Annotated in this window: 18 protein-coding genes, 1 other RNA gene and 2 pseudogenes; 12 read left to right on the forward strand and 9 right to left on the reverse strand. The window is 60.0% G+C overall.

Going from position 1 to position 18,931, the window contains the following annotated elements:
* Positions 1 to 11: 11 nt before the first annotated feature.
* The 7 genes from ACYP2A_RS31325 to ACYP2A_RS31355 all read left to right on the forward strand — a co-directional run bounded on the left by ACYP2A_RS31325 (position 12) and on the right by ACYP2A_RS31355 (position 8,291).
* On the forward strand, positions 12 to 833 hold the full coding sequence (locus ACYP2A_RS31325; RefSeq protein WP_459749787.1) for a (Fe-S)-binding protein: 822 nt from the start codon (positions 12 to 14) through the stop codon (positions 831 to 833).
* Positions 830 to 2,281: a LutB/LldF family L-lactate oxidation iron-sulfur protein gene (locus ACYP2A_RS31330; RefSeq protein WP_459749788.1), complete on the forward strand. Its 1,452-nt coding sequence runs from the start codon at positions 830 to 832 to the stop codon at positions 2,279 to 2,281. Before ACYP2A_RS31325 ends, ACYP2A_RS31330 begins: the two co-directional genes overlap by 4 nt.
* Positions 2,281 to 2,952, forward strand: coding sequence for a LutC/YkgG family protein (locus ACYP2A_RS31335; protein WP_459749789.1), 672 nt, complete (start codon positions 2,281 to 2,283; stop codon positions 2,950 to 2,952). The genes ACYP2A_RS31330 and ACYP2A_RS31335 overlap by 1 nt, the downstream gene beginning before the upstream one ends.
* Positions 2,949 to 5,759, forward strand: coding sequence for an FAD-binding and (Fe-S)-binding domain-containing protein (locus ACYP2A_RS31340; RefSeq protein ID WP_459749790.1), 2,811 nt, complete (start codon positions 2,949 to 2,951; stop codon positions 5,757 to 5,759). Before ACYP2A_RS31335 ends, ACYP2A_RS31340 begins: the two co-directional genes overlap by 4 nt.
* Positions 5,760 to 6,323: 564 nt before the next feature.
* Complete coding sequence (locus ACYP2A_RS31345) at positions 6,324 to 6,608, forward strand: hypothetical protein (RefSeq protein WP_459749791.1); 285 nt, start codon at positions 6,324 to 6,326, stop codon at positions 6,606 to 6,608.
* An 84-nt stretch (positions 6,609 to 6,692) separates the two neighbouring features.
* Positions 6,693 to 7,084: a transfer-messenger RNA gene (ssrA, locus tag ACYP2A_RS31350) on the forward strand.
* 616 nt (positions 7,085 to 7,700) lie between these two features.
* Positions 7,701 to 8,291, forward strand: a complete 591-nt coding sequence (locus tag ACYP2A_RS31355; protein WP_459749792.1) for a hypothetical protein — start codon at positions 7,701 to 7,703, stop codon at positions 8,289 to 8,291.
* A 195-nt stretch (positions 8,292 to 8,486) separates the two neighbouring features.
* Here ACYP2A_RS31355 and ACYP2A_RS31360 read toward each other — a convergent pair whose 3' ends face one another.
* Positions 8,487 to 8,864, reverse strand: coding sequence for a hypothetical protein (locus tag ACYP2A_RS31360; RefSeq protein ID WP_459749793.1), 378 nt, complete (start codon positions 8,862 to 8,864; stop codon positions 8,487 to 8,489).
* 372 nt (positions 8,865 to 9,236) lie between these two features.
* Between ACYP2A_RS31360 and ACYP2A_RS31365 the strand changes: the two genes are divergently transcribed.
* The 3 genes and pseudogenes from ACYP2A_RS31365 to ACYP2A_RS31375 all read left to right on the forward strand — a co-directional run bounded on the left by ACYP2A_RS31365 (position 9,237) and on the right by ACYP2A_RS31375 (position 12,191).
* Entirely contained in the window at positions 9,237 to 9,419 is a 183-nt protein-coding gene (locus ACYP2A_RS31365; RefSeq protein WP_459749794.1) for a DUF1289 domain-containing protein, read from the forward strand.
* Between the two features lie 91 nt (positions 9,420 to 9,510).
* A complete protein-coding gene (locus tag ACYP2A_RS31370) occupies positions 9,511 to 10,059 on the forward strand; it encodes a hypothetical protein (RefSeq protein WP_459749795.1) in 549 nt (182 codons plus the stop codon).
* Between the two features lie 259 nt (positions 10,060 to 10,318).
* Positions 10,319 to 12,191 (forward strand): annotated as a pseudogene (locus ACYP2A_RS31375) (DNA/RNA helicase domain-containing protein).
* Positions 12,192 to 12,311: 120 nt separating this feature from the next.
* Here ACYP2A_RS31375 and ACYP2A_RS31380 read toward each other — a convergent pair.
* Together ACYP2A_RS31380 and ACYP2A_RS31385 are read right to left on the reverse strand one after the other, a co-directional pair.
* Positions 12,312 to 12,575: a DUF6124 family protein gene (locus ACYP2A_RS31380; protein ID WP_459749796.1), complete on the reverse strand. Its 264-nt coding sequence runs from the start codon at positions 12,573 to 12,575 to the stop codon at positions 12,312 to 12,314.
* Positions 12,576 to 12,906: 331 nt separating this feature from the next.
* A complete protein-coding gene (locus ACYP2A_RS31385; RefSeq protein ID WP_459749797.1) occupies positions 12,907 to 13,134 on the reverse strand; it encodes a hypothetical protein in 228 nt (75 codons plus the stop codon).
* A gap of 198 nt (positions 13,135 to 13,332) precedes the next feature.
* On the opposite strand from ACYP2A_RS31385, the gene ACYP2A_RS31390 reads away from it, so the two are divergent.
* Together ACYP2A_RS31390 and ACYP2A_RS31395 are read left to right on the forward strand one after the other, a co-directional pair.
* A complete protein-coding gene (locus tag ACYP2A_RS31390; RefSeq protein ID WP_459749798.1) occupies positions 13,333 to 13,572 on the forward strand; it encodes a hypothetical protein in 240 nt (79 codons plus the stop codon).
* A 76-nt stretch (positions 13,573 to 13,648) separates the two neighbouring features.
* Complete coding sequence (locus tag ACYP2A_RS31395; RefSeq protein ID WP_459749799.1) at positions 13,649 to 14,803, forward strand: HWE histidine kinase domain-containing protein; 1,155 nt, start codon at positions 13,649 to 13,651, stop codon at positions 14,801 to 14,803.
* Between the two features lie 7 nt (positions 14,804 to 14,810).
* On the opposite strand, the gene ACYP2A_RS31400 is transcribed toward ACYP2A_RS31395, so the two are convergent.
* The 6 genes and pseudogenes from ACYP2A_RS31400 to ACYP2A_RS31425 all read right to left on the reverse strand — a co-directional run.
* A complete protein-coding gene (locus ACYP2A_RS31400) occupies positions 14,811 to 15,335 on the reverse strand; it encodes a DUF2514 family protein (RefSeq protein WP_459749800.1) in 525 nt (174 codons plus the stop codon).
* Positions 15,332 to 15,868: a glycoside hydrolase family 24 protein gene (locus ACYP2A_RS31405; RefSeq protein WP_459749801.1), complete on the reverse strand. Its 537-nt coding sequence runs from the start codon at positions 15,866 to 15,868 to the stop codon at positions 15,332 to 15,334. The genes ACYP2A_RS31400 and ACYP2A_RS31405 overlap by 4 nt, the downstream gene beginning before the upstream one ends.
* Before the next feature lie 60 nt (positions 15,869 to 15,928).
* Positions 15,929 to 16,969, reverse strand: a complete 1,041-nt coding sequence (locus ACYP2A_RS31410) for a phage late control D family protein (RefSeq protein ID WP_459749802.1) — start codon at positions 16,967 to 16,969, stop codon at positions 15,929 to 15,931.
* Between the two features lie 45 nt (positions 16,970 to 17,014).
* A complete protein-coding gene (locus ACYP2A_RS31415) occupies positions 17,015 to 17,221 on the reverse strand; it encodes a tail protein X (RefSeq protein ID WP_459749803.1) in 207 nt (68 codons plus the stop codon).
* Positions 17,196 to 18,044, reverse strand: coding sequence for a phage tail protein (locus tag ACYP2A_RS31420; protein WP_459749804.1), 849 nt, complete (start codon positions 18,042 to 18,044; stop codon positions 17,196 to 17,198). Before ACYP2A_RS31420 ends, ACYP2A_RS31415 begins: the two co-directional genes overlap by 26 nt.
* Positions 18,045 to 18,053: 9 nt before the next feature.
* Positions 18,054 to 18,931: pseudogene (locus ACYP2A_RS31425) on the reverse strand (hypothetical protein); the annotation flags it as partial.

The following is an 18,931-nucleotide window of genomic DNA, read 5'->3' on the forward strand; positions in this document are numbered from 1 at the left end:
AGAAACACCTGATGAGCGACCTGTTTTACAACGCGGCCTCCAATGCCACCCGTGTCGCCCCACGGCACACGCCACGCCAGTACCCGACCGGTAAACCGCAGCGGGTCTACTTGTACGGCACCTGCGTGGTCGACCTGTTCTTCCCCGAAGCCGGCATGGACGCCATCCACCTGCTGGAACGCGAAGGCATTGAGGTCAATTACCCGCAAGGTCAAAGCTGCTGCGGCCAGCCGGCCTACACCAGCGGCTACACCGAACAGGCCCGCGACGTGGCCCGCGCCCAGGTCAAACTGTTCGAAGGCGACGACCCGGTGATCGTGCCGTCGGGCTCCTGCGCCGGCATGTTTCGCGAGCACTACCCGGACCTGTTCAAGGACGAACCGCAGATGCTGGAAAAAGTGCGTGCCCTTGCGGCACGCACCTATGAACTCACCGAGTTCCTGCTGCACGTGTGCAAGGTCCGCTTCAACGACCACGGCCAGCCCACGCGCATTGCCCTGCACACCTCGTGCTCGGCGCGGCGGGAAATGAACACCCACCTGCACGCCCGCGAACTGCTCGGCCAACTGAGCAACGTCGAGCGTGTCGAGCATGACCACGAAAGCGAATGCTGCGGCTTCGGCGGCACCTTCAGCGTGCGCATGCCGGACATCTCCGGCGCCATGGTCGCCGACAAGACCCGCGCCCTGAAAGCCTCCGGCGCCGACCAGATCCTCACCGCCGACTGCGGCTGCCTGATGAACATCAATGGCGCCCTGGAAAAACAGCGCGAATCACTGCGGGGCCAACACCTGGCCAGCTTTCTCTGGCAACGCAGCGGAGGCCGCTCATGACCCGTATCCCCGCCCTGCAACTGGAAGAGCCCGACTTCCGCACCCGCGCCCGCCAGGCCCTGGGCGACAACCAGCTGCGCGGCAATTTTCGCCGTGCCATGGACTCGCTGATGACCAAGCGCGCCGCCGCCTTCAGCGACCCCGACGAGCGCGAAGACCTGCGCGACCTCGGCAACGCGATCCGCGCCCGCGCCCTGTCGAAACTGCCCGACCTGCTGGAACAACTGGAACGCAACCTGATCCGCAACGGGGTCAAGGTGCACTGGGCCGAAACCATCGAACAAGCCAACGCCATCGTGCTGTCGATTGTCCAGACCCACGAAGCCCGACAACTGATCAAGGGCAAGTCGATGGTCAGCGAAGAAATGGAGATGAACCATTTTCTCGGCGAACGCGGCATCGAGTGCCTGGAAGCCGACATGGGCGAGTACATCGTGCAGATGGACCACGAAAAGCCCTCGCACATCATCATGCCGGCCATCCACAAGAATGCCGCCCAGGTCGGCACGCTGTTCCACGAAAAACTCGGCGTCGACTACACCACCGACGTCGACCAGTTGATCCAGATCGGCCGCCGCGTGCTGCGACAGAAATTCTTCGAGGCCGACATCGGCGTGTCTGGGGTCAACTTCGCCGTGGCCGAAACCGGCACCCTGCTGCTGGTCGAAAACGAAGGCAACGGGCGCATGGTCACCAGCGTACCGCCGGTGCACATCGCCGTGACCGGCATCGAGAAAGTCGTCGAAAACCTGCGCGACACCGTGCCGCTGCTGTCACTGCTGACCCGCTCCTCCCTGGGCATTCCGATCACCACCTACGTCAACATGATCTCCGGCCCGCGCCAGCCCCACGAACTGGACGGCCCGCAAGAAGTGCACCTGGTGCTGCTCGACAACGGCCGCAGCCAGGCCTTTGCCGACAGCGAACTGCGCCAGACGCTTAATTGCATTCGCTGCGGCGCGTGCATGAACCACTGCCCGGTCTATACCCGCGTCGGCGGGCACACCTACGGCGAGGTCTATCCCGGTCCGATCGGCAAGATCATCACCCCGCACATGGCCGGCCTGAGCAAGGTGCCGGACCACCCCAGCGCGTCTTCTTTATGTGGCGCCTGCGGCGAAGTCTGCCCGGTGAAAATCCCGATTCCGGCCCTGCTGCGCCGCCTGCGCGAAGAAAACGTCAAGGCCCCCGACAGCCCCAACCCGGTGATGCGTGACCAGGGCCGCAAATACTCGCGCAAGGAACGCCTGATCTGGACCCTCTGGGCCAGACTCAACACCTCACCTGCGCTGTACCGCGCCTTCGGCTTCATGACCACCCGCCTGCGCGGCCTGATGCCAGGCAACGTCGGACCCTGGACGCAAAACCACAGTGCGCCAAAACCCGCCGCCCGTTCACTGCATGACCTTGCGCGTGAGCACCAGGCTCGGCACACAGGAGAGTCATGATGAACGCCAGACACAACATCCTTGGCAAATTGCGCCGCAGCCTCGAAGGCACCCAGCCCATTGCCGACACCTTCGACGAGGCACTGGTCACCGAGCCATGGCGCTACACCGCCGAGCAACGCCTCACCCGGCTGTGCGCACTGATGCAAGCGGTGCACACCGAAATCCACCTGTGCCGCCAACAGGACTGGCCGCAACGCCTGGCCGCGCTGACCACCGAACGCCAGTTGCCCAACCTGCTGATCGCGCCAGACACGCCGCACGGTCAACGCATCACCGGGCACTGGTCTCAGCATCCCGAATTGACACCGCTGAAGGCCTACGACACCCCCATCGAGCAATGGAAACAGGAAATGTTCGATGACACCGCCGCCAGCCTGACCACGACCCTCGGCGCCATCGCCGCCACCGGCAGCCTGATACTCTGGCCGACCCGGGAGGAGCCGCGGCTGATGAGTCTGGTGCCGCCAGTGCATTTCGCGTTGCTCAAGGCCAGCCAGATCTACGACAACCTGTATCAGGTGCAGCGCGAGCAAAACTGGGCCGGCGGCATGCCGACCAACGCCCTGCTGGTGTCCGGCCCGTCCAAGACCGCCGACATCGAACAAGTGCTGGCCTACGGCGCCCACGGCCCGAAAGATCTTGTGGTGCTGATACTGGAGGACGCATGACCCTGCCCGCCCATTTTCTGCGCCAGGCGCAGTTGCTCATTCCAGCCGCACGGCGCTTCGACGACCCGCTGTCGACCCTGGCCTTCGGCACCGACGCCAGCTTCTACCGGCTGATCCCGAAACTGGTGATCCGCGTCGAATCCGAAGACGAAGTGGTCGCCCTGCTCAAACTGGCGCAAACCCACAACGTGCCGGTCACGTTCCGCGCCGCCGGCACCAGCCTGTCCGGCCAGGCGATCAGCGACTCGGTGTTGCTGGTGCTCGGCGATAACTGGAACGGCCGCGAAATCCGCCAGCACGGCGCACAAATCCGCCTGCAACCGGGCGTCATCGGCGCCCAGGCCAACGCCTGGCTGGCACCGTTCGGGCGCAAGATCGGCCCGGACCCGGCCTCGATCAACGCCTGCAAGATCGGCGGCATCGTCGCCAACAACGCCAGCGGCATGTGCTGCGGCACCGCGCAAAACACCTACCACACCCTGGCCGGCATTCGCCTGGTGCTGGCCGACGGCACGCGCCTGGACACCGAAGACGCCAACAGCGTGGCAGCCTTTCGCGCCAGCCATGCCGACCTGCTTGAAAACCTCGCCCGCCAGGGCCGTGAAACCCGCGCCAACACAGAACTGGCCGCGCGCATCCGCCACAAATACCGGCTGAAAAACACCACCGGCCTGTCGCTCAACGCCCTGATCGACTTCGACGAACCGCTGGATATTCTCAGCCACCTGCTGGTCGGCTCCGAAGGCACGCTGGGTTTCATCAGCGCCGTCACCTACGACACCGTGCACGACCACCCGAACAAGGCCTCGGCGCTGATCGTCTTCCCCGATGTCGAGACCTGCTGTAACGCCGTCACCGTGCTCAAACAACAACCGGTCGCCGCCGTCGAACTGCTCGACCGCCGCAGCATGCGTTCGGTGCAAGACAAACCCGGCATGCCGGCCTTCGTCCGCGAACTGTCGGAAAACGCCTGCGCACTATTAATAGAAGCCCGCGCCGCCAGCCAGCCGCTGCTGCACGAACAACTCGCACAGATCATGGCCTCGCTCGCGCCCTTTCCGGTGGAAAAACAGGTCGACTTCAGCGAAGACCCAGTGGAAAACGCCCGCCTGTGGGCCATTCGCAAAGACACCTTCCCCGCCGTCGGCGCGGTGCGCCAGACCGGCACCACGGTGATCATCGAAGACGTCACCTTTCCGGTCGAGCAACTGGCGATTGGCGTACGCCGCCTGATCGCCCTGTTCGAAAAACACCGCTACGACGAGGCGATCCTGTTCGGCCACGCCCTGGAAGGCAACCTGCACTTCGTCTTCACCCAAGGCTTCAACAGCCCGGCCGAAATCGCGCGCTACCAGGCGTTCATGGACGACGTAGCGGAACTGGTGGCCGTGGAATTCGGCGGCTCGCTCAAGGCCGAACACGGCACCGGGCGCAACATGGCGCCCTTCGTCGAAAAGGAATGGGGCAGCGACGCCTACCAACTGATGTGGCAACTCAAACGCCTGCTCGACCCCAACGGCATTCTCAACCCCGACGTGGTGCTGAGCAACGACCCGCAGATTCACCTGAAAAACCTCAAGCCACTGCCCGCCGCCGACGACATCGTCGACAAATGCATCGAGTGCGGCTTCTGCGAGCCGGTGTGCCCCTCCAAAGGACTGACCCTCAGCCCACGGCAACGCATCGTCATCTGGCGCGACATTCAGGCGAAAAAGCGCAACGGCGAAGACACCACCGCACTGCAGCGCGACTATCAATACCAGGGCATCGACACCTGCGCCGCCACCGGCCTGTGCGCACAACGCTGCCCGGTCGGCATCAACACCGGCGAACTGGTGAAAAAACTGCGCAGCCAACACGCCAACCATGGCAAAACCGCCAACTGGCTGGCCAGCCACTTCCAGACCGCCCTGCAAGGCGCACGCTTCACCCTGCACGCAGCCAACGGCGCACGCATGCTGCTCGGCGCGCCCCGCCTGACGAAACTATCGGCCAGCCTGAGCAAAGCCTCGTCCGGCCGCCTGCCACAATGGACCCCGGCCATGCCCCAGGCCGAACAAGCCATACGCTTCACCGCACCGGTCGACGACCCGCGCCCCCGCGTGGTCTACCTCGCCGCCTGCGTCTCGCGGGTCATGGGCCCGGCCGCCGGCGATAAAGAACAGTCCTCATTGCTCGACAAAACCCGCAGCCTGCTGGAAAAAGCCGGCTATCAAGTGGTGTTCCCCGACGACCAGGACAACCTGTGCTGCGGCCAACCGTTCGCCTCCAAAGGCTACAACGAACAAGCCGACGCCAAACGCACCGAGCTGATCAACGCACTGCTCAAGGCCAGCCGCGGCGGCCTCGACCCGATCTACTGCGACACCAGCCCCTGCACCCTGCGCCTGGTGCAAGACCTCAAAGAAACACGCCTCGACCTCTACGACCCGGTGCGCTTCATTCGCACCCACCTGCTCGACAAACTGACCTTCATCCCGCAACAGGAACCGGTGGCCGTGCACGTCACCTGCAGCACCCAACACCTCGGCGAAAGCCAGGCCCTGATCGAACTGGCGCGGCTGTGCAGCGTCAACGTCGTCATCCCGGAAGGCATTCACTGCTGCGGTTTTGCCGGCGACAAAGGCTTCACCACCCCCGAACTCAACGCCCACGCCCTGCGCCCGCTGAAACAGGCCGTGCAGCACTGCACCGAAGGCATCTCCACCAGCCGCACCTGCGAAATCGGCCTGTCGCACCATTCGGGTATCGACTACCACAGCCTGGTGTACCTGGTGGATCGCGTGACCCAACCACGCGTGAGCTGATCGCCTAACGAAAGGCAACCCCCGTCTTTGCCTGGCCCAACACGAGCCTTTGCAGGCCTCTTCGTCGGGATGCTGCCCAGAGCGAAGCAGCTTCCTACAGATGGATGGCCATCCCCCATCTGTGGGAGATCACCCGCCGCCACGGCGCCGTGCTGTCGCGCAGCAAACGTGAGACCTGTAGGAGGGAGCTTTGCCGGAATGCCGGACCATCGCGATCGGCTGCGCAGCAGTCGTAAATTTTCAGCGTTTCGCAGAATTTTGTGAGCTTCGCACTCTCAGAAATCCACAAACTGCCAGATACCCACAGCGAACAACACGCCCCTCCACAAGCACCGCCCCCCATTTACCCCTTCCTGCTCCAAACAAGGGAGATACCCGTTCATCGCACCCTTTTAGTGCCTTGTTAGCCGGTTTTTTACTTTTTGTGTCTCCCACAAAAATAAATAGAACCCCTGCCAGACAGCACAGTCAATCCTGTAAGCCTTCCAGAACGATGGCTTTTTAATCTCGGACAGCGCCTCACCCACCGGCCACCCCGAGCCCACAGGTTTAAGGAGAAACAACATGAAACGTACCGCTCTCACCGGACTGTTTTTCAGTGCTGCACTGTTGGCTTCGCCGGTTTTCGCCGCAGATGACCTGTGCGATACCAACCTGCAAACCCTCAAGGACGCCCAGGTATCGACCAACTCCAACCTGAGCGCAGACAGCAAAACCGCGCTGATGACCACCCACGATGAAGCCGCCGCCGCCAAAGCCGCTGGCGACGAGAAGAAATGCATCGAGCTGACCGCCAAAGCCATTTCGGACCTCAAGCTGGTCGGCTCCGGCAGCCAGGGCGCCAAATAATTGCCGGCAGTGCACTCCAGTGGGTCGACGCGCCACGCCAATCGGCGTACACTGCGCCCCACTGACTGCCCGCAAAGCAGTCACGGGGCCGATTAGGATTCGACGCCGGTGATGAAACTCTAGGTGCATGCCGACTTGGTAACAGAAGTCGTAAATTCACTGTTGCAACTTTCTATAGTTGCCAATGACGAAAACTACGAGGGCTACGCTCTCGCCGCGTAAGCGGTGCGACTAGCTCTTCTGGTAGCTTCGGCTCCAGCAATCACCAGGGGATGCCTGTAAACCCAAAGTGATTGTCATATAGAACAGGATCGTCGCTTAGGACGTTGTGGCCGATGTGACTAAAACTTACACAACTCGCCCAAAGCACCCTGCCCGTCGGGTCGCTGAGGGTTAACTTAATAGACACGGCTAAGCATGTAGGACCGACAGCGGAGTACTGGCGGACGGGGGTTCAAATCCCCCCGGCTCCACCAAATGAAACACCAGAGAGGCCCGCCTAGCGCGGGCTTCGCTGTATCTGGAGTATCGAAAGTCGCTGAAAGGTGTTGTGGGTTTATGTGGGTAAGTCCATGTCCCAGCAACTTTTCAGCGACATCGTTTTCCCTCCCCCGACGCTCTGCCTAAACATCTCCCGACTCCCCAGTGTCAGGATAGTTGTCGCCTCTCCGGTTTTACCCAAAAAGACCATCCCGACATCGCAGAATCGGGTGCCTGGACCTACTGCCTGGCTCTCGCCCACAATGACCCCGGCCGCTGCTATGCCATCCAAGATTCTGCTTTGCGCAGCTGCCTGGCTGAGGTGCGGCAATGAGTATCGGCGAGATACAAGACCTGGACGGCCTCACTTGCGAAACAGAACGGGCAGAAAGACGTGCGCAAAGCTCAAGACCGACTATGTCAGCTAGATGCACCAAACAGCGAAAGTAAAAAGCGCCTGCTGCGGAACCGCCACAATAGCTTTCGCTTTCTGAGGATAGTGACGCCCCCCAAAATGCCCACATTCTCAATAACCTGAAACCACGCGCTCGCCTGCGGGCATGGTGACACCAACGCTAGCAGAAGCCTGCGCGAACTCAGAAGGATCGGAACTTGTTTAACTGGAACACCCTGAAAAGCTTCTTCAGTAGTTACAAAATTTATGTAGTCGCCGGAGCGGCAGTCATTACTTTTGTCTACCAGTTCAAAGACCTCTTCGACGAAAAAAATGACCCCACGATCTACGGCCGTTGGGACAAGTATGCGTACCCAGACTCGGCTGGTATGGTGAGTTTACACGGCGTCACTGAGTTTTTGGAGGACGATTCATACAGGTACACAGGCTTCATTACCCTAACCACTGGCCAACCGCCCATCGACATGGTTTTCCGCGTCAACGCTGCTGGCACCTGGAAAGGTGACGAAGAAAGGATCATCACCAAGCTGACGGGAATGAAATCGTCCCTTGCGGAGGTACGAAAAGGAGAGCTCAAGCTGAACGGAAGCAAGCTTGCTCAATCGATGAAAGAGCCGCCAAAGCTTGAAAGCGTCATACCAATGGGGAGCTCGGAGCGCTACAAAGTGCTGGAGCTAGAAGAAGATAAGATCAAGTTGCAGGTAGATAACCTGAAGGGTGAGCCTGTCGCCTTCGACATGCTCAAGACACCTGAACGCAACCCAGGAAAACTCATGCCAATGGACTGAGCCTTACCGCCTCGGCTAAATGCTCAGGTGCCAAGTGAATATTAGGATTGGTGGGGAAGCAGCGCTCTGGCCGCAGCGTTTCCCTGGACGAAAACACGGGGAACTTTGTTGGCAGACTTGATTATATTGCAATCCTTGTGGGTGCCATTACTGTGCCTCATGGACGGTAGCAGCTCCAGTCGAAGTGCTCTCCTATCATCCTGACTTGGAGATCAACTCCTTTACAATTGCAGAGTGTTTTATCTTGCCCTTTGTTGCTGTGACCGTCTGTGTAGTCGTCAGAACCTCAAGCTTGATCTCAAACTCGTCGCTGTAAAGCCTGCTCTGAAAGAGACGGGTCAGATACTCAGCGAATTGCTCTGCCAGCTCACGACTGTCGAGATAAAGCGTCTTGTATGAGAGCCGGCCAGTGGGCGTCGAATACAATCCCTTCACGATGTCGTCGTCCCGATAGTGACCATCACGCAGGTTCGAAGGAACCAGTCTGCTGGGCATCTCGACTCTGATCGTGGCGTACTCGACTACTGACTTGTTCTTGAAGTCTCCAGCATCGCGTAGCTTTGTGTGCTCCATGGCTAATAATCCTTTCTGATTAGAAGTAGAGTGCCAAGGCGCTCTATGAATAGCTACTGGCCGGAAGAGCCATTATGACAGGCAGCTTTTGGCCGATCTCTACCTTTCACCATCATCAGGTATGGGCATTCACGACAAGCCATGGTTACGAAGCGTGCTGGTCAGATCGAATGCAAACAGGTGGTCGAGTAGAGTACCGTATTCCAATTGGTATTCCAAAAAAATTCAAATTAGTATAAGCACCTATAAATCAATAACTTACTAAACAGATTCAAATTACCCCAGCAAGTGCGTCTCTTTTACGCCTCAAATCAAGAAAATCCGAGAGTTTGTCAAAGCGGCATCGAACGCCTTGCCTAGAGAAATCACCCCATGGCCAAAGAAATCGAAAACCCCTGCACATCAGTCTGCCAACTCAGCGGCGACCTATGTGTCAGTTGCGGTCGCAACAAGGAAGACATCCGCAAATGGCGGCGCATGAACCGCCCAGAGAAAATGGCCGCTGTGCAGCGCGCCAGCCAGCGCTTGAAAAGCCTCAACAAAAAGAAGAGCTGACCTGGGCAAATCGAGCCGGTGTAAAAGCCGCTCCGGCCTGCAATACTTCGCCAAAATGCCCGCCCATCTGACACGGCTACCCGGACACTCCATGCAACCCAAAAGCCTGATGTTCTCATTGCTCATCACTGTACTGGCCGTATTTCAAGCCAACGCTGCGGACAAAACCTGCACCGAAGCCATCGGCCAAAAGCGCGCCGAGTTGCTGGTCAAACAATGCATCAACGTTTCTCCCGCCACCCGTCCGCCCTGCAACGTGGCCAATAGCTGCGAGTTGATCAACAGTGAAGTCGAACGCGGCTGCGGCTTTCTGGACGATGACCCGAACACTCCAGATTACTGCCACTTCAACCTGACCAAACCGGAAACCTTGCAGGGCGCTTTGATTGCAGGCAACGGCATCGATGACTACAGCATCACCGTGCTGGTCAATGACGGTCGACGCTTCAATGCCTATTGCGACGGCCAATGTGACGCTTGGTTTACTGCCGCAGATGAAGGCGAGGCGACCTTGCTGCCGGCCATGATCGGCAAGAACGTCAAAGTCACCGTTGCACGCGAACTCAACAACGACCGCATCGCTGGACCTGCAACAGACGACAAACTGATTTTCGTGAAAAAAATTGAGCTAGGGAAATGATAGCGGTGCGTCTGAAGCGCATGGCTACTTCATAAGTCGAGCGAGCCAGACTCAGGCTTGATCTCTGAACCTGTGCCATGAGCAGGACGATATTCAGGATGTCCCCTTCACTGCCTGTCAGACCAGTGCATTGTTGATTGACCTCCACGAGACGGTCAGAAACAAGCTTGCGGTTAATGGTCATAAATATCCGGCCGATAAACTAGAGGTACCACCCAAAAACACGAACAACTCGGCCCCAGAGTTCTAAGGATTACTCGTGATCGTTTACGCTGCGACCAAACAGCAATTCCTCAAAGACAGCGACAACGACGACATTGAGGACGTGATCCTCAAGCACTTCAAAGAAGCTACCGGCAAGAAGGTGGGTGCGTCAGAAATCAGGTCGTGGCAAGGCTCCTTGAGCTATATGGCGAAGGTACTCCGAGACGAGGGCCTGCCCAACGATGCGGGCTTGGCCATTGAGCTTCATATTCCACAATCGTCGAAACGAATCGATTTTTTGCTCACGGGTCGAGGTGAAAATCAGGTCAAGAACGCTGTTTTGATCGAACTCAAGCAGTGGAGCAAAGCAACCGCTACCACCAAGGATGCGATTGTAAAAACAGCACTGGGAGGAGGCCTCGTGGAAACCATTCACCCCTCCTATCAAGTCTGGTCCTATGCAGCACTGCTGGAAGGCTTCAATGAAGCCGTCTACGACAAAAGCATCGAAATACGTCCCTGTGCCTACCTCCACAATTACATCAGCGACGGCGTGATCAACTCAGCACACTACGATGCCTACACCAGCAAAGCACCGCTGTTTCTCAAAGGCCCGGATGAGCTCACGAAGCTACGAAGCTTCCTTAAAAAAACACATCGTCCATGGCGACAACAAGGAGGTGCTGTATGAGCTCTCCAACGGAAAAATTCGCCCGTCCAAAGCGTTGTCAGAGGCGCTGAAAGGATTGATGAAAGGTAAGCCCGAGTTCGTATTGATCGATGATCAAAAAACGACCTTTGAATCGGCACTCGCCGCAGCAAGTGCCGCCTCAGAGGAGGCACCAAAAGTATTGATCATCGAAGGTGGCCCAGGTACCGGAAAAACAGTCTTGGCGATAAACCTGCTGGTCAAGCTCACAGGGTTAGGCTTGTTGAGCAAGTACGTCTCGAAAAATGCCGCTCCGCGAAAAGTGTACGAAAGCAAATTGGTCGGTACCGTCAAGCGAAGCCATTTTTCCAATTTCTTCTCTGGCTCAGGGGCTTTCATCGATACTGAGCGCAATACCTTCGATACGCTGGTTGTAGATGAAGCCCACCGGCTCAATGAGAAAAGCGGTCTATATGGCAACCTGGGTGAAAACCAGATCAAGGAATTGATCGAGTCCGCCAAATGCGCGATTTTTTTCATCGACGAAGACCAGCGCGTCACCTTGAACGATATCGGCAGTAAACAAGCTATTCGAGCTTTTGCCAAAGCAAAAGGAGCAACCGTCGAGGAATATACGCTGTCCTCCCAGTTCCGCTGCAGCGGTTCCGATGGTTACCTGGCGTGGCTGGACGACGTGCTGGATATTCGCGCTACCGCTAACCCGTTACTCGATACCCGCGAATACGAGTTCAAGGTGTTTGATACACCGCAGGCGATGCACGCGGCTATCGAACTGCAGAATTACGATAACAAGGCGCGCGTTGTCGCAGGTTACTGCTGGCCTTGGCTGAGTAAAAAAGACGCCAAGGCTCCCGACATCGTTATTGGTGATAGCTACGCCCGTCAATGGAACCTAGACCAAGACGGCAGCTTGTGGATCATCGCCGAAAACTCCATCGAGCAGGTCGGCTGCATCCATACCTGCCAAGGGCTGGAGGTGGATTATATTGGCGTAATCATTGGCCCGGATTTGATCGTCAGGAACGGCCAAGTGCTGACGGCGCCCTTAGAGCGCGACAAACATGACAAATCGATTCGGGGCTGGAAGAAACTGATGAAAGAACAACCGGATCTGGCTCGCCGCGAGACGGATCTGATCATCAAAAATACCTATCGAACATTGATGACCCGTGGCATGAAAGGCTGCTACCTGTATTGCACTGATCAGGAGACTGCACAGTATTTTAAAAGCCGCCTTGCCGGATACAGCGGTAAATGACGCCACGCCCAGCCTTCATCTGTATGAATGCCTTGCCAAAAGCAACCCTCATAAACCAAAAACCCCACCACCTCTTCAGGCAGCGGGGTCCACACGAAACAAGAAACTAGCCTGAATCTGTCAGGCCGGCAGCCCTGCCGTCTCCTCTACTTCTCGGCTTGTCACCGGCCACTGATCAAGCACCTGATCCAGCGCAAGGTGCGCCTGTGTAATCAAATGCATCCCAGCCATAGCCAGATGACGCGACGGGCCTTGCAGCTTGTCGGCGCTCTCATAAACCGTCGCTGTGGCGCAGCGCAGCAGCTCCACGGCATGGGCCAGGCGGCATTCAAGGAGGGTCAGGGTTGATTCGAGGGTGGGTGGATCGGGGACGATCTTTATCATGGTTACAACTCCGCTAATACTGAGGGAGCCGTTCACCCATTGCCTACCAAACGCCGGGTGGCGGCCATGCACAAGTTGGTAGGACCGGTTAGCGGAACCCGGCGCGCCCGAAGACGCCCTGCGCACGGCCACCATAACTAAAGGCCGAAAAAAAGCGCCTCGCAAAAGGTGGCGCCTTGCGCCGCTAAACCTCAGGCCTACCAAACCTGATCGCTGGATTTACAGCGACAGCCAGAGGGTAGTGACCGAAATCAACCAACGCAAGCGGCCGGGATTTTCTCGGAAATTTCCTTCAATGAAAAGAGAAGCGTCTTGCTATTAGCTCATCCCCCTACTCCTCATCAATCAGACTATCCGTCCTGGCCGTGCCATTTTCACGATCAACCTGAGCGTCCTGATCGGACCCCGGATTGCCTGGAGGCGGGTTCCAGTCCTCTGGACGCTGCTTCGGTTCCGACGGAGCCTCTTCAATCCCGGAACCGTGACCTTCACCGGTATCCGGTGCGTTCTCATCAGGGCCTGGATACGCCGCTTCAGGTCCGTTGTTATCAATTGACATGATCGTTCTCCCACCAGGGCGCAGGAAATCTGCACATGAAGTTGAGAGGGATCGACGCTTTCTGGAGTGCCCGCTGGCAGACGAACGGTAAACGTATAAAAGCCCGATTCAATACCCGGTTTGCGGCCACATGCCCCTCAAAGCCCGCCAACCTGTAGACTCTCTGTTCCCCTGACTGCCCTTCAAGAGACACCTCACATGCCTCAAGAAAAACTCGATGCCCTGCGCCTGCAAAAGCCCATCCGCGACGAAATGAACGACCTGCTCCGTGCCCTCAACGCCGCCAGTACGCGTGCGGACATCGAGGCCGAGCGCGCCATCCAGATCGAATCGATCCAGACCCTGCAAAATACCAAACGCCTGCGCGCAGCCGATGCCGAAGCCCTGTTCATCATTTTTGATGACGCCGCAGAAGCCAAACTGGAACACTTGCCCTGATTTTCGGTCCATAGACTCATCAAAAGTCCCACTGAACCTTCACCCGTTTCCCGCCCTTTGAGAGGACTGTCCTCCCATGCAGTCGCTCCTTGAACACTTTCGTGACAGCGCTCTGGACGTCATGTCATCCGGTGCCCCGGTCGAGCCGTGGATGAGCGAGTTCGCCGTGTTCCTGCAGTCGCAACTGCCCGGCTCGGTCGTCGGCATCAGTGTGCTCGACAGGCCTGGCCGCACCTTCCGCCACTCCATCTTCCCGACCCTGCCACGCGCCTTCGGCCAGTGCCTGGAAAACAACGTGATCGTCAGCAATCGCGGCACCTGCGGGCGTGCGATCCTGAGTGGCCAGCCGATTGAGGTGCCGGATATCGCGGTCGACGAGCGCTTCTCGCCGCAGTGGCGGGCGCTGCTGATCGAGCATGGGCTGACCTCGATTCTGTCGACGCCCGCGCTGGGCCTGGATGGCACGCCACAAGGTTGCATAGCGGTCCTGCACCCTGTCGCGACCGTGCTCGAGACTCAACAACGCGCCCTGATTCAACTCGCCTCGGTGCTGTGCGCGAAGGTGTGTCTTTACAGCCGTACCCGCGAGTCCCATCAGTTGCTGATTGGTGAGCTGGAGCACCGCATGCGCAATATCTTCGCCGTTATCGGCGGGGTGGCGGATCTGACGCTGAGAAATAACCCGCAGCCAAAGCAGTTTCGCGAGGCGTTCGGCAAGCGGCTGGTGATGATGCACCGCGCTCATTCGATTGCTACCAGCACCGAGGCAACCGGTCTGGATGCCTTGCTGCAAGAGGTTCTGGCGCCGTACAGCAAAGACTACGACATTCAGTACAGCGGCCCTGCGGTGTTGCTGGCGCCCGAAGCGGCATCGGCGCTGGCCCTGGTGACCAATGAACTGGCGACCAACGCCGCCAAATACGGCGCGTTGTCGGTGCCGGGCGGGAGGCTGAGGGTTCAGTGGTCGATCAATCAGGAAAGTGGCAGTGGGGGTGACACTAACGGCGCCGAGCCGCAGTTTTCGCTGAGCTGGGTTGAAAGCAACGGCCCACGGGTCGAAGAACCGGCGCGCAAGGGCTACGGCACGGCGATGATCAATGGCAGCTTGCGCAATGCCTTTGAAGGGTCAGCAACGCTGATGTATGACCCCGAAGGCTTCAAGTGCCAGGTCCGCGCGTCCTTTACCGACAAGCTTGGCAGGCCCGTAGCAGGCGTGGCCGCTCAGGCTTGAGCGCTCGCTAGTGCTTAGCGGCCAGCACATCGAACGCTCGCTCGCAGGCTTGCCCGGCTATTCGGGCAGTATCAGCAATTGCTGCCAGTTCACGATTGCGTGCGACAGATTGGTCGAGCACGACGGCAAGCAGATTGCCGGGGTTTTCGGCTGCCGGGCGGCTACTGGCAACGCAGGTGCTGCGGCGCGCTCGATCGGCGGCGAGTAGTTGCTCGACTCGCTGGCGCAGCCCGTCAGCAGCATTGGCAGCATCAGCGGCCTGAGTGAGGGCGGTATCAATCTGTTGTTGAGCATCGGTGTTCACCTGGTTGATGGCGTGTTGCAGGACGTGCTCGCGATGACGTTCGGCTTCGCTGGAGGCCTGGCGCGCGGCGGCGTCACTGGCGTTGCGGGCGCTCCAGCGGGCCTGCCAGGCGTCTTCGGTCGTCGAGCGGCCATGCCCGTAAGCCACAAACAGCGCCGCCAGTTGAGCCATGAGCGCCAGCAGCGCCCACCCGATCCGGCTATTAGCAATGAGCGGCAGACCGATCACGCCATGGCTCCGCCGCAGGCGGTGTACATCGCCAGCAGGTCCGGTTCAGGCACGGGCTGATGAGCGCGCTCTTCGGTGTAGATCTCCAGCAAGCGGGCCAGTTTGTGCTCGCGCTGGCCATAACCGGCGCCCGGCAAGCTGGCCCAGATCGGCGCGGCCTTGTTGATCGCCTGCTCGATGCTGCCCGCCTGAATGAAGGGCAGTGCCCCGCATTCGATCAGCAGTTTGATCGCGGCCAGGTCTTGCGCCTCAGGGGTAAAGCGGCCGATAAAGCCGTAGTTTTTGACGATGGCATCCCAGGTGCGGGCAAGGAACTGGTAGCGGCCAGCCGCCGTGGACTTGATGTTGTAGCGCGGCAAATCCACCAGCACGCGCGGGTGCTTGCTGTAGTCCGCGAACAGCTTGCCGCCCACCAGCACGTTGTAACCGTCATCGCTGGCCTTGAGCGTCGAGGTGCCCTCCGACCAGGCCAGCATGTCGAGAAAGGCCAGCACATTGGTGCCGCCTGCGCGTGTTTTATCAATCCGTGCCATGTGATTTCTCCAGGCGAAAAAAAGCCCGCGTCATGCGGGCTGTAGTGGCTGTGATCGGGTTTAGCGCTGGGCGACCTTCTGCGGTTCAGGCTGCTGCTTCTTGCCTTCAGCCTTGGCCTTGCCTTCTTTGCCGCCATTGCATTCCAGGGTGGTGGTCCAGCCGTCGCGGGTGTATTTCTGCTCGACCGATTGCACCTGGTAGTCGCCATCCAGGCCGACCTTGAAGCCCTGCACGTCAACCGCGCGCTCGGCAAACAGGTCGGTGCGGCCGGGCATGACCAGGTTCACATCGGCGGTGGCGCGATTGAGTGCCGCCAGCCGCGCCCTGGCCGCCTGCTCGGCGGTGATTTTGTCCGGGTAAAGGTGCCGGTCGGTGTGCACCGGCGGCAGTGTGTCGGGTGCGTCGTGGTTGGCCAGCTCGATGAGTTCCAGCTGGCCGGTCTGCTTGTCCTGGTACTGGCTGCGCACGCTTTTCTGCGTGCTGCGATCGCTCAGGCGAAAGCTCCACTGGCTGACGTCAGTACGCCGAATCACCACCTTGTCCAGTTGCTGGCCGCTGGCGGTGGTGCCGCCCTGGCGCGGCATGACCAGCAGCTTGCCATCGGCCACCTTGGCGGTGCAGTCGTACAGGCGGCCCAGCCGGGTGATGAAGTTGAAGTCCGACTCGTTGAGCTGGTCGATCCGCGCCACCCGAGTCTGCACATTGCACACCGGCTCCCAACCATTGCGGCTGGCAATGTCACCGACAATGCTCGCCAATGGCACGCCTTCCCAGGCGCCGCTGCGTGTGGTCTTGCCACTGCCGCGCATGTCGCTGGCCTTGCCACGGATTTCCATCGTGTCGGGCGGTCCCTTGAACACGATCGAGTCGACGATATAGCGACCCAACCGCGCCAGCGGGGCGCCGGCATAGCCCATGAAAATCTCGACACTGGCGCCGCGCGGCGGCAGCGCCACGGCCTGGTCGCGGTTATCCAGGTACAGCTCGAACACATCCGACTCCATGCCGGGTTTATCGAGGGTGCGCAGGTACAACAGGCGGTCGTTGATCAGTGTGGTGATGTCGGTCCCGTCGGCAACGATTCTGAATGTGGGTTGCATCAAGCCTCCGAAAACAGTGAACGGAACAAGCCGCCAACGCGGCGGCTAGCTCCACAGTTGAATGGCCACTTCGCTGACCTGAGTAAGGTCCGGCAAGCGGATCAGTACGCCTGCACGCAACGGCTGCACCTCATCGGCCAGGCCGGGATTGGCGTTCAGCACCGCCTCGACCGTGCCATTGAGGTGGCCGTAATAGCCATGGCACAAGGTGTCGAGCAGATCGCCATCAGAGGTACGCAAGGTCGTCGCCATAGCGGCTCAGCTCCAGAGTGAATTTCTGTTTGCGCGGCACGCCGCCCTGCAGCAGCGCGCTTTGGTCTTCCTGAACGCTCAACAGGCACCAACTGCCCAGAATCGCGCCATAGCCGGTCACCAGGTTCAGCGGCTGCAAGCGACCGGCCAGGCTGCGCAGGTTTTCAAGCTGCTTGATGCCGGCACGAAAGCCCGGGAACACATCGCCGCTGAGGGTCATGCGATCATCGCCAAAACCCACTGCCTGCTGCGCCGGCCGCCGCGACAGGCGCGTCTGCGCCGCCCAGTTGAAGGAAGACCGGCGCGACAGTGAATTGAACGCGGCGGTGTCGAGGTTGAAGTAGTACGGCTCCAGGTTGGGGTCGTGCGGCTGCATGATCAGCAAGTGGGGAAACGGCTTGATCGCAGGCGTCGCCGGCGTCGGGTCACTGGTCACCGCCCGGCTGGGCAAGACGTTGAGCAGCGCCGGGCCGGACGCCTTGCCGATGAGGTTCTTGGCCGCACTCAGCGCCCGCCCGCTCTGCTCGTTCAGCGAACTCAAGCGCTCGTCGATGCCCGACAGCGCCCGCGTTGCCCGGTTATAGGTGGCTACCACCGCGCCCACCCTGGACTGTACGGCGGTAATGCGCCCCATGACCCGACGCAACTGGCCGCCGGCCAGGTCGCCGATGATCGGCAACCCTTCAAGCTCGGCGGCGGCCCCCGACAGATCGCCGATGGCGCTGTTGACCGGCCCCATCATGCTGTCGAGGTTGCGCCGACCGGACTCGCCGGCCTGCGCCAGGGACTTCACAGCGCCCTGCAACTGCTCCATGTAGGCCATGACGCCTCCTTACAGATGCGGCGCATCGAACAACTGTCGATCGCCGCTGTAGTGATTGAACTGTGCAAGCACCTGGAGGATGTACGGCTGCAACGACTGGATCAGCGCCTGCGGATCCTTGACGTCGCCCTGCACGGTGATCGGCATGCTGATCTGCTGGTTGAGCGGCGCCGGTGCCGCTTGAGCGGTTGTCGCTTGCGTAGCGCCCGCGCTTCCAGGAACCGCGCCCGCCACCGGTGCCTGAAACGACACATTCAGTTGCCGGGCCTGCTCCAGTGCAGCGCTCTGTCGGGACAGCGACACATCCCGCGACAGCGCTTCGATGCTGGTCATCGGCCGCTCGCCGGCCTGTGCGCTACCCGCCTGTGCACCAAAAGGCACGATGGTGCCCTGCGCCAGGCTGACCGGCGGCAATGGCCGGGGACTGGACGCCTCGTTGTCGTCGCTGACCAGCCAGCGCCCTAACGTGCCGCCCAGCCACTCGCCACCGTCGGCGCCAATAATGCCGCCGATCACCCCGCCCAACGCGGTACCGATGATCGGCACCACCGAGCCGATGGCTGCGCCCGCGGCGGCGCCCGCCAGTCCGCCGGCCAGACCACCGCCAACGCTGCCGATGCCCTCGGCTTTTTCCTCTGCGGTTTTGTCACTGGCCAGCACCTGCGCCACTTCACTGCCGGCTTCAACCACCCTGGCCAGCGGTACGGTTTTCTGGATGAAACCGGTCGCCTTGCCCAGCATGCCGGTCACGCGGCTCAAGCGCCCTGCCCGGACGCTGTCCGGCTCAGGCACTGCCGGTACCGGTACCGGCGGTGCCGAGGCGGTGCGCGCAGCGGAGGACGCCCGGTTCGCGCCCGCACGCCGCCGATTGCGCCCCCCGCGGCGCC

This window comes from Pseudomonas sp. 3A(2025), assembly GCF_054589175.1.